The sequence below is a fragment of the Frankia sp. AiPs1 genome (assembly GCF_023716945.1).
Taxonomy (GTDB): Bacteria; Actinomycetota; Actinomycetes; order Frankiales; family Frankiaceae; genus Frankia.
Map to the genome: position 1 here is coordinate 1 of NZ_JAMQQF010000276.1, position 7,639 is coordinate 7,639.

The window sequence follows — 7,639 nt, forward strand, 5'->3', positions numbered from 1 at the left end:
GCGGGCCGCCGTGGCCGGCTCGGGCCGGCGAGTCCGGCCGGTCAGGCGAACCCGGCCGGTCAGGCGAACCCGGCCGGTCAGGCGAACCCGGCCGGTCAGGCGAACCCGGCCGGTCAGGTTGGCCGGCTCGGGCGATCCGGTCGCGCCTGGCCCGATCGGGGGACGCGTCCTGAGGCTGGCCGGGTTCGGACCGCGTCGGGTCCGAATCCGGGTCGCCCCGGTAGGCGCCCCGATCGTAGGGAGAGCTCACCAACCGCTCCATCCGTCGCTCTGGGACTCCCCGGTCGCCGATCCGCCACAGGGGACGGGCCGACACCCCCGACCGCTACCGTCGGTCCAGTCTCCGCCGGTCGGGTCCCACTGGAACCTGGCCGTAGGGGACGCCGGCCACCGGCCCTGGGCGGGACGCTGCTGACCACGCAGGGCCGGGCCACCCTCCGGGCTCACCCCGGCAAGGTCGCGGAACGGCACCACTCGTGGTCGGCACCACGCCTGGACCTGCCGCGACACCCACATGGCAGACCAGGATCTCACGCCAGATTCCGCCCGCTCGCGCAGGGCGCCCGGGACGCGCCGCGTCAGCGGGGGCAGCGACGCCGCGCGGTCACGGCCACGCCCGGCGTCACCGAGCGTGCGCCCCGCGAAGGGCGATGCGGTGCTCCAGCCGCGACCAGCTGGGCGGCACCACCCGCGGCCGGTCCCCGCGGCGAGGACCGGCCGGTGCGGCGGATGGACGGCAGACGGCGGGAGAGCGAGCGGCGAGAGCGCACCGTCAGGTGTCGGCGGCACGGCGGTGCTGACGCTTCGCCTTCGGCTCGCCGGTGCCGATCACGTAGGACGTGATCAGATGGTTCCACCCGCACGGGCGGCATACCTCGACGACGTAGACCCGCAGCTCGCTGTACCTCGCCGCGAGTGCCGGAAGGTCCTTCGTCGCCCGCACGCGACCGGAGCTCCCACCGAGTTCATCGCCGTAGGTATAGGTGACGTGGATGAGCGGATCGGCGCCTCGGCAGACCGGGCAGCGCTTACTCGTCGGCTCACCGTGGTACTTGGCCGCCCGCAGCAGGTAGGGGTGGGCGTCACAGACGTCGAGCGATGACACCCGACCCGCAAACAGATCCGCGAGCGTCGCCCGGCGGGCGAGCGCGTAGTCGATGACCGACCGCGACCGCATGTCTCAACGGTACGCCGCGGACGTGTTCCAGGCAGACGGTCCGGACAGATGGTCACCGAACGGACCGCCGCACGCCGTCGCCCCGACGGCCAGGTCCGCACTCTCCTGGCCGGGCCCGCGGCCACTGTGAGCCGGATGACACTGTGACGCCGTCACCACTCACGGCAAGGTCGTGCGGTGGATGTCACCGGCCCCGGCCCGGCCGCACGGGCGACCGGACCGCACCAGAAGCGCGCCCGAATCATCCCTGCGACCAGGCAGTTTCTGGGCCATCCAGCGATCTCTTCAAGATCACCAAAGGTGGAGTGGCGCCGATCCCGAGCGGCGGCGGCCGGGAGCCGCGCCGCGACTCCGCCCGGAGGTGGAAGTGTCGTTCTGTCATCTCCTGGTCGCCGGATGGTCATTCCTGGTTGCGGCGCTCGTCCCGAGACGTCTATCCTCGATGTATCGCTTCGATATGTCGGCGCGACAGTAACGGCGCGACGGTAACGGCGTGGCAGCAACGGCACGGCAGTAACGGGCACGGCGGTAGCGGCCGTGGCACGGTCGAGGGAGGGTGGGTAATGCTGGAACTGGCGGTTCTCGCCCTGCTCTCCGAGAGCCCGATGCACGGTTACGAGCTGCGCAAGCGGCTCGCCGCGGTCCTCGGCGCGTTCCACCGGTTCAGCTACGGCTCGCTCTACCCCTGCCTGCGTCGCCTCGCGGACGCCGGGTACGTCACCGCGGACGACGTCAGCGCGACGACCCGGCTCGGCGGGCGCAGTCGGGTCGTCTACACGCTGACCGGCGAGGGCAAGGAGAAGCTCGCCGAGCTGCTCGGCGAGGGTGGCCCGTCCTCCTGGGAGGACGAGATGTTCGGCGTGCGGTTCGCCTTCTTCGCAAAGACGGACGCCGCCGTCCGCCTGCGCATCCTGGAGGGGCGCCGCGGCCGGCTCGAGGAGCGCCGGGAGAAGGTCCGCTCGGCCCTGACCCGGACCGTTGAGCGGTTCGACACCTACACCCTCGAGTTGCAGCGCCATGGGCTCGAGTCGGTGGAACGCGAAGTCCGGTGGCTCAACGAGCTGATCGAGACGGAGCGGGCCAGCGCCCCGACCGCGTTCACGGAACCACAGTTGTCCACAGCGTCCACAGGGTTGTCCACAGCTCCATCCACAGGATCGGATCCATCCACCGGATCGGAGCCGGGCACGCTTCCCCCTCCCGCTCGTGGCGGCGGGACGGGGCGCCGGCCGGTCAGGCCGGCCCGAGCGGGCCGGACGGCCCGGCGGGACGGACGCGGCACCTATCTCGACGGCACGCACGGCGGCAACGAAGGCGACGCGCGCGACCGGATCAGGCATGCCCCGGCCGAGGCCGGCCCGGACCCCGACGGCGAGGTTCCGGCCAACAGGTGAGTGGCACCGCGTAGCGGCGCCGCACCCTGCCATTCGGCTGACAGGCGGCATCGCGACGGAGCCGTGTGCCCGATATTTCCACTTCCATAGAAATTGCAGCTAAGGAGCAGACCGTCATGGGTTCGGTACGTGTCGCCATCGTCGGCGTGGGCAACTGCGCCGCCTCGCTGGTCCAGGGGGTCGAGTACTACCGCGGCGCCGACCCGTCGGCGCAGGTCCCCGGGCTGATGCACGTGACGCTTGGCGACTACCACGTCTCCGACCTGACGTTCGTCGCCGCGTTCGACGTGGACGCCAAGAAGGTCGGTCGCGATCTCTCCGAGGCCATCGTCGCCAGCGAGAACAACACCATCAAGATCGCTGACGTGCCGCCGCTCGGCCTCACCGTCTCCCGGGGTCACACCCTCGACGGCCTCGGCCGCTACTACCGCGAGACCATCGAGGAGTCGGACGAGGCGCCGGTCGACGTCGTGGCCGCCCTGCGGGAGACCCGGGCCGACGTGCTCGTCTGCTACCTGCCGGTGGGTTCCGAGGACGCCGCGAAGTTCTACGCCCAGTGCGCGATCGACGCCGGGGTCGCCTTCATCAACTGCCTGCCGGTGTTCATCGCCGGGGTGCCCGAGTGGGCGGAGAAGTTCCGCGCCGCTGGCGTGCCGATCGTCGGCGACGACATCAAGTCGCAGGTGGGCGCCACCATCACCCATCGGGTGATGGCGAAGCTCTTCGAGGACCGCGGCGTCGTCCTCGACCGCACGATGCAGCTCAACGTCGGCGGCAACATGGACTTCAAGAACATGCTCGAGCGCGACCGGCTGGAGTCGAAGAAGATCTCCAAGACCCAGGCCGTGACCTCCCAGGTCTCCCACGACCTCGGTAAGGACAACGTGCACATCGGGCCGTCGGACTACGTGGCCTGGCTCGACGACCGCAAGTGGGCCTACGTCCGGCTGGAGGGTCGCGCGTTCGGCGACGTCCCGCTGAACCTGGAGTACAAGCTCGAGGTCTGGGACTCCCCCAACAGTGCCGGCGTGGTCATCGACGCGGTGCGCTGCGCCAAGATCGCCCTGGACCGGGGCGTCGGCGGGCCGATCCTGTCCGCCTCGTCGTACTTCATGAAGTCCCCGCCGGAGCAGTACCGCGACAACGAGGCCCGCGACAAGGTCGAGGCGTTCATCCGCAACGAAGGCTGACATCCGCAAGGAAGGCTGAACGAGTCCCGCCGGTCGCCCGGCGGACCCGTCCACCCGCCCTGAACGCCCGCTTCCCCGGCTGGGGAGGCGGGCGCCGGGTTCGGTCGTCCGGAGGGGGCGGCCGAACCCGGCGACCCCCGGCCACGGCCCGAGTGGGCCCGCACGGGCGCACCAATGACCTGCGGTAGGCCGGGTGGCCCTACGCTGGCAGGCGTGGCATGGTCGGCGAACCTCCGCGAGCTGCTGGGCGGCCGCCGGTTCCGGATGCTTTACGCGGCCCGGCTCACCTCCCAGGCTGCCGACGGCGTCTTTCAGGCGACCCTCGTCAGCTACGTACTGTTCTCCCCCGAGCGGGCGACGTCCGCGGGGGCGCTGGCCTCGTCCCTGGCGATCGTCGTGCTGCCCTTCAGCGTGATCGGCCCGTTCGCGGGCATCGTGCTCGACCGGACGTCCCGTCAACGGGTGCTCGTCGTCAGCTCGCTCGTGCGGATGGTGCTCATGGCCATCCTGGTGGTGCTCATCGCCGCCGGGCGGACCGGCGTCGACTTCTACGCGGTGGCACTCGCGTCGGTGAGCGTGAACCGCTTCGTCCTGGCGGCGCTGTCCGCCGGGCTGCCCGTCGTCGTCGACGTCGACCGCCTCGTCACCGCCAACGCCCTGTCGGTCACCTCCGGCACCGTCGCGACCCTGCTCGGCGCCGGTCTCGGCAGCGGGGTACGGGGCCTGGTCGGCGGCGACGACCGGACGGTGGCCCTCGTCGCGGGCCTGGCGGCGCTCGCCTACCTGCTGGCGATGGTGACGGCGGCGCGCTCCGGCCGGGACGACTTCGGTCCCGTGGTGGCAGTGCCCTGGCAGGGAGCCTGGCGGCAGGCCAGCGAGGTCGTCGCCGACATGGTCGACGGCGCCCGCTATCTGGCCGGCCACGGCCCGGCCCGCCGGGCGCTCGCCGCGCTGACCAGCTCGCGGGCCGCCTACGGACTGGTCCTCGTGATGACGGTGCTGCTGTACCGCAACTACTTCACCGGCAGCGAGGGTGGGCTGACGGGCCTCGCCGCCGTCGTGACCGCCAGCGGGGTCGGCACGATCACGGCGGCGGTCGTGACCCCGCGGGTCACCCGGCGGATGCCGAAGTCGAGCTGGATCACGCTGGTCCTGGTGTTCGGCGGGGTCGTCGAGGTGATCCTGGGGCTGCCCTTCCGGGCTCCCCTGTTCATCGTCGCCGGCGCACTGCTCGGGTTCTCCGCCCAGGCCAGCAAGATCTGCGTGGACACCATCGTCCAGGAGCAGACCGACGACGCCTACCGCGGCCGCGCCTTCTCGCTCTACGACCTGTTGTTCAACGTCGCCTTCGTGGCTGCGGCGGCGATCGCCGCCATCATCCTGCCCGACGACGGCCGCTCGGCCGCGGTGGTCATCGTCGCCGGGCTGGGCTACGCGCTGGCCGGGCTCGGGTACTACCGGGCCGCTCGCCGCCATCCCGAGGACCGGGTGATCCGCGGCGTGGGCGACGGGCCGCCGCCACCGCACCCGGCCGTTCCCCCGCCCGGCGGTCCCGCCGATTCGGTCGATCCAACCGATCCCGCCAGCCGGATGAACCCGATCATCTCGACGGGGCCGGCCGAGAGCCGCAGCTGACCCGCCCCGGTCGCAGACTGTCCCGGCCGCCCACGCTGGTCCGGCCGCCCACGCTGGTCCGGCCGCCCGGTCATGTGGTCCTGCGGTCAGGCGTCCGGGATCGGCACCTCGTGCTCGCGGGCCCACCGGAACAGCTCGGCCTCGGCCGCCTCGCGCCCGACGAGGCCGCACTCGAAGCGGAACTCCAGCATGTGCGCGCGGGCCTGGCCCACCAGACGGGACGGGGCGAGCCCGAGCAGCGCCATGATGTCGTCGCCGGACAGCTCCGGCCGGATCGCCGCGATCTCCTCCCGCGCGGCGAGGTCGGCGATCCGTTCCTCCAGCGAGTCGTAGGTACGCGACAGCGCCGCCGCCTTGCGCCGGTTGCGGGTGGTGCAGTCGGAGCGGACCAGCTTGTGCAGCCGGGTGAGCTGGGGGCCGGCGTCGTGGACGTAGCGACGCACCGCCGCGTCGGTCCACTCGCCCTCGCCGTAGCCGTGGAAGCGCAGGTGCAGGTAGACGAGCCGGCAGATGGCGTCGGTGACGTCCTTGGGGAAGTGCAACGCGGCCAGCCGCCGCCGCGTCATGTCCCGGCCGACGACCTCGTGGTGGTGGAAGGAGACCCGGCCGCCCGGGACGTGCCGCCGGGTGCGCGGCTTGCCGATGTCGTGCAGCAGCGCCGCCCAGCGCAGCACCTCGTCGGGTGCGCCCGGCTCCTCCAGGGCGATCGCCTGGCGCAGCACGGTCAGCGTGTGCGCGTACACGTCCTTGTGCTGGTGGTGCTCGTCGATCTCCATCTGCATCGCCGCGACCTCGGGCAGGACGATGTCGGCGACGCCGATCTCGACGAGCCGCTCCAGGCCCGCCACCGGATCGGCGGCGAGGATGAGCTTGCGCAGCTCGTCCCGGACCCGTTCGGGGGAGACGATCGCGAGCCGCTCGGTCCGCGCCCGCATCGCCTCGACCAGCTCGGGCACCGGGGTCAGCTTGAGGGTCGCCTCGAACCGGGCGGCGCGCAGGATGCGCAGTGGGTCGTCGTCGAGCGACGCCTGCGGGCTCGCCGGGGTGCGCAGCACGCCGCGGGCGAGGTCGGCCATCCCGCCGAACAGGTCGACGAAGTCGTGGCCCGGGACCGACACCGCCATCGCGTTCACGGTGAAGTCCCGGCGGGACAGGTCCGCCTCCAGGCTGTCGCCGTAGGTGACCGTCGGGTTGCGGGACTTCCGGTCGTACGCCTCGCTGCGGTAGGTGGTGATCTCGAAGCGCAGGCCGCGCCGGGCGAGACCGACCGTGCCGAAGGCGATCCCCGCCTCCCAGGTGGCCTCCGCCCAGCCCCGGGTGATCTCCAGAACCCGCTCGGGCCGGGCGTCCGTGGCGAAGTCGAGGTCGGCCGGGGCGCCGGTGGCACCGGTGGCGGGCCGGCCGAGCAGGGCGTCGCGGACCGACCCGCCGACGAGGTGGAGCAGGTGACCGTGCGCGGCAAAGACGCGCCCGAGCTCGTCCGCGGCCGGCGGCACCCTGAGCAGCTCACTCACCACCCGTTCGGCCGAGTCGCGCGGGTTGTCCAGACTGATCACTGACACACCTTCAGGTTACGGGGTTGGACGCGGTGAACCGGCACACGGACAGGCCGAGGACGATCACATCGCGGCCGCGACGACGCGGTTGCGACCACCGGAAGCAACGGGCACAACCGGGGCGTTGCGGGCACACGGGCCGGCCGGGGGACCCGCGCCTCGTACGATCAATCCATGCCGCCGTCGACCTCCTCCGCCGGTCGCGCTCCGCTGCCCCGGGTGGAGGAGACCTCGGCGGGCGGCCTCATTCTGGACGAGCTGTCCACGGACGCCTGCGCCGCGCTCATCGCCCGCCGGGATCGCCATGGGCGACTGTTGTGGCTGCTGCCCAAGGGGCACGTCGAGGCCGGTGAGACCACCGAGCAGGCCGCCGTGCGGGAGGTCAGCGAGGAGACCGGACTGACCGGGTCCGTCCTCGGCCGGTTGGGCACCATCGACTTCTGGTTCGTCGCCGGGGGGGCACGCATCCACAAGACGGTGCATCACTTCCTGCTGCTGCGCAGTGTCGGCTCGCTGTCGGACGCCGACATCGAGGTCGACGCCGTGGCGTGGGTGCCGCTGGCCGAGGTCGCCGAGCGCCTCGCCTACGCCGACGAGCGGCGCCTGCTCGACGAGGTACCCGTCGTGCTGGCCGCAACCGCATGACGGCGCCGAGCCGGCCCGCGCGACGGGCACGGCGCCGCGCGG

At 72.3% G+C, this 7,639-nt stretch carries 5 protein-coding genes and 1 pseudogene; 4 read left to right on the top strand and 2 right to left on the bottom strand.

The genetic code is table 11. From position 1 onward, the window contains the following. Positions 1–772 precede the first annotated feature (772 nt). The gene (locus ND748_RS20440) at positions 773–1,177 is read right to left on the bottom strand and encodes a DUF5318 family protein (protein WP_251747610.1); all 405 of its coding nucleotides are present in this window, start codon (positions 1,175–1,177) and stop codon (positions 773–775) included. A 563-nt stretch (positions 1,178–1,740) separates the two neighbouring features. Between ND748_RS20440 and ND748_RS20445 the strand changes: the two are divergent. From ND748_RS20445 to ND748_RS20455, 3 genes and pseudogenes are all read left to right on the top strand, one after another. Next, a pseudogene (locus ND748_RS20445) lies at positions 1,741–2,379 on the top strand (PadR family transcriptional regulator); the annotation flags it as partial. A gap of 308 nt (positions 2,380–2,687) precedes the next feature. Further along, entirely contained in the window at positions 2,688–3,761 is a 1,074-nt protein-coding gene (locus ND748_RS20450) for an inositol-3-phosphate synthase (RefSeq protein ID WP_251747612.1), read from the top strand. 213 nt (positions 3,762–3,974) lie between these two features. Continuing rightward, entirely contained in the window at positions 3,975–5,396 is a 1,422-nt protein-coding gene (locus ND748_RS20455; protein ID WP_251747613.1) for an MFS transporter, read from the top strand. A gap of 86 nt (positions 5,397–5,482) precedes the next feature. Here ND748_RS20455 and ND748_RS20460 read toward each other — a convergent pair whose 3' ends face one another. Beyond that, positions 5,483–6,952, bottom strand: a complete 1,470-nt coding sequence (locus tag ND748_RS20460; RefSeq protein WP_251747614.1) for a CCA tRNA nucleotidyltransferase — start codon at positions 6,950–6,952, stop codon at positions 5,483–5,485. Between the two features lie 174 nt (positions 6,953–7,126). On the opposite strand from ND748_RS20460, the gene ND748_RS20465 reads away from it, so the two are divergent. Continuing rightward, positions 7,127–7,597 carry an NUDIX hydrolase gene (locus tag ND748_RS20465; RefSeq protein ID WP_251747615.1) on the top strand — a complete coding sequence of 157 codons (471 nt, stop codon included), beginning with the start codon at positions 7,127–7,129 and terminating at the stop codon, positions 7,595–7,597. Positions 7,598–7,639: the final 42 nt, after the last annotated feature.

Excerpts from the sequence above, each read along its gene's own strand:
- ND748_RS20440 (WP_251747610.1), bottom strand. The coding sequence starts at position 1,177 with ATGCGGTCGCGGTCGGTCATCGACTACGCGCTCGCCCGCCGGGCGACG.
- ND748_RS20450 (WP_251747612.1), top strand. The coding sequence starts at position 2,688 with ATGGGTTCGGTACGTGTCGCCATCGTCGGCGTGGGCAACTGCGCCGCC.
- ND748_RS20465 (WP_251747615.1), top strand. The coding sequence starts at position 7,127 with ATGCCGCCGTCGACCTCCTCCGCCGGTCGCGCTCCGCTGCCCCGGGTG.